The following is a 2963-nucleotide window of genomic DNA, read 5'->3' on the forward strand; positions in this document are numbered from 1 at the left end:
GTCATTTTGCCCAAGGTCAAGGCATCAGCAGCTACCAATAAAGGCGGCGCATCAACGATGACAAAATCATAAGTTGCCGAAAAGTCCTCAATTAACCCAGCCATGCGCTGAGAATTGAGTAGAGCAATTGGATTAGGAGGAGTTACCCCGGCCGTGAGTACGTCCAAGTTCTTCATTGCGGCACGTACAGAGGTCTTAAATTCAGCCTGACCAACAATGACATCGCTTAGACCAGTAATATTATTCAGCTTCCATATATGGTGCTGAGTGGGACGGCGCATATCTGCATCAACCAACAACACCCGGTAGCCTAGTTGAGCCATCGCTGTAGCTAAGTTGGCAGAAACCGTCGATTTGCCCTCCCTAGGGACAGAACTTGTGACGACAATGACTTCTAGCGGTTTGTCTGAGCTAAGAAACTTCAGATTAGCCTGAAGCATTCGGTAGGCTTCGCTAAGTGGCGATCGCGGAGTATCTCTAACTGGAAGTTCTGGAACTGTCGATTCTGTCTCTTTAGCGCGCAAAGCGGCTTTCTTGCCCACCAAAGGAATAGTTCCCAAAAAGGTATATCCAAATAGCTCCTGCGCTTCTTTGAGGGTTTTAACTGATGTATCTCTGACTTCTAAAACGACGATAGCAGCCCCAGAAAGTAAAACACTCAGCACTACTCCTAAAGCTAAAATCATCGCTGGTCGCCGAATCGAAGCCTTGTTAGGAACTAGGGCAGGCTCAATAATACTGGCATTCCCAGCATTTTGGTTTTCTGCAACCTTTAATTCTTGGAGCTTTTTTAAAAGAATTTGATAGGTAGATTGGGAAGCTTCAAGTTGTCGCTCTAGTTCTCGTTGTGTCTGTTCTAACTTGGGAAAGACGTTCGCTTTTTGTTTATAAGTTTCTTGAGTGCTAGATAGCAAAGCTAACTGACTGATTAGACCTAAGCGTTCCTCCTCTAATTTGACAAGCTCTTCATTCAGTTTTTGTTTGCTTTCTCCAATTTGTAAATTTGCTCCCTGTACTGGAAGCGAAACGCCAGTAGTCTCTACCCGCTTTTGTAATAGAGCTTTTAGAGCGGCTTGCTTCAACTTCAAATCGACTATTGTCGGATGGTCGTCTTGCAAACGAGTACGCCCAATTGCTAGCTGGTCTTCTACCTGTTGAAATTCTGCAAGTACCTTCTGTATCCCAGGAGATTGATTAAGAGAATTCATAGCCACAGCCTGCTTTGAACTCATGCCCACTTTTTGCTGGAGACTTGCAAATCGGGCATTTGCATTCACCAGTGCAGCTTGAGTGGCATTAATTTGGCTGTCTAGTTCCTTAATAATCTCTACTGCCGATTTTACTTCTGCGTCTAGGGAGACAATCTGGTTTTGTTCTTTAAATTGGCGTAGTGCGGCTTCTGCTTGACGAACTCTCGCTTCAGTCTTAGGTAGCTGCTTAGTAATAAACCCACTAGCTACAACGACAGCAGAGCGATTGCTGAGTACGTTATTTTCTGTGTAAAGGCTCATTAGTTTGTTGACAACGGCGGCAGCTTCCTTGGAGTCAGTGCTTTTATAAGAAACTTGTAATATATCTGTTGTTGCAAGCTGTTTTACCTTCTGTTTCTTGAGAAAGTTTTCAGGTAGAAGTGGGTTGCCCTTTTTATCTTTGAGATTGAGTGTGGTGATAGTCTGTTGGGCAAGAGGTATAGAACTAAGCACGGCTGCCTCTGTCTTCAAAGGGTTAGTTTGTTGAGCTAAAGTATCTAATTCTCCTATTTGCGAATCTAGTCCTGTGGCAGCAGAAGTCTCATTTATCCTTTTGAGTAAAAGCTTTCCTTCTCCTTGATAGACTGGCGTTTGCAGTAAAGCAGCTACGACCGATAGCCCGACAGCACAGCTAAATACGCCCGCAGCAGGCAGCCAACGCCGTTTTAGAATCAACCACAATTTTTGAATGTCTGCATCTATGAATTCCATATTTAAGGATTGATTTAAAGGTTGTGCAATAAAGATGATGTGTCTAGCTTGGTAGCTGCAAGGTTTAGAGTCAGCTTCTTAGGCTATCCAACAGGCGATCGCATCGAGACTTAATAAGCACCTTTTTTTCCAAAAATTACATTGATAGTTTGCAATAAAATTTTGAAATCTAAGGTCAGCGACCAACTTTCTATGTAAGACACATCTAGGCGAATTACTTGTTCAAAGTCAGTAATATCCGACCGACCAGAAACTTGCCAAAGTCCTGTGATCCCAGGCAAAACATTATGGCGAACGAAATGATGTTCAGAAAACTTTTCTACATCTCTAAGCGGTAACGGGCGAGGACCAACCAAGCTCATTTCCCCAAAAAGTACGTTAAACAGTTGTGGTAACTCATCCAAACTATAGCGTCGTAAAAACTTACCAAGAGGAGTAATACGGGGATCGTTTTTAATTTTAAAAAGTACCCCATCTTTCATTTCATTATTAGCTTCTAAATCTTTTTGAATTTGCTCTGCATTGACAACCATAGTCCGAAATTTCCAAACTTTAAACGGTTTTCCCTGCAAACCAATACGAGTTTGTTTGTAAAAAATTGGACCTGGGGAATCTAGTTTGATCGATAAGGCAATAACTCCATATAGTGGCATTGCTAGCAAGATAACAGCACTAGCACAACAGAAATCTATACATCGCTTTATAAAAAAATCGCTACCTATAATTAAGGGTTGGTTAAATTGAAGTGTAGGCAGCTTGCCTAACATTTTAATTTCTAAACTCTGGGCAATCATATCTAACTCTACAGGTAAAATATGTAAGGTAATGCCTATATTGCGTAATCTCCAATAAAGCAGCATTTTATTTTTAATAGACTGCCAAGAACAGATAAAAACTTCGTCTATTTCTAGATTGCGAATCTGGTCTAAAATAGCTTCTAAACTTTTTGCATCTGTTGCCAGTGAATTAACATCTGTCCATCCAAGCAAGTTGTAGCAATTT

2 protein-coding genes are annotated in these 2963 nt (G+C 41.5%); both read right to left on the reverse strand.

Annotated features, from left to right (window positions below):
* A partial coding sequence (locus AC2VE5_RS25170) for a GumC family protein (protein ID WP_486890328.1) occupies nucleotides 1–1961 on the reverse strand: 1961 nt, incomplete at its 3' end.
* Between the two features lie 110 nt (nucleotides 1962–2071).
* Nucleotides 2072–2963 (reverse strand): sugar transferase (locus tag AC2VE5_RS25175; RefSeq protein WP_486890329.1); only part of this gene is annotated, 892 nt, incomplete at its 5' end.

The sequence above is a fragment of the Aliterella sp. E5.1 genome (assembly GCF_057473825.1).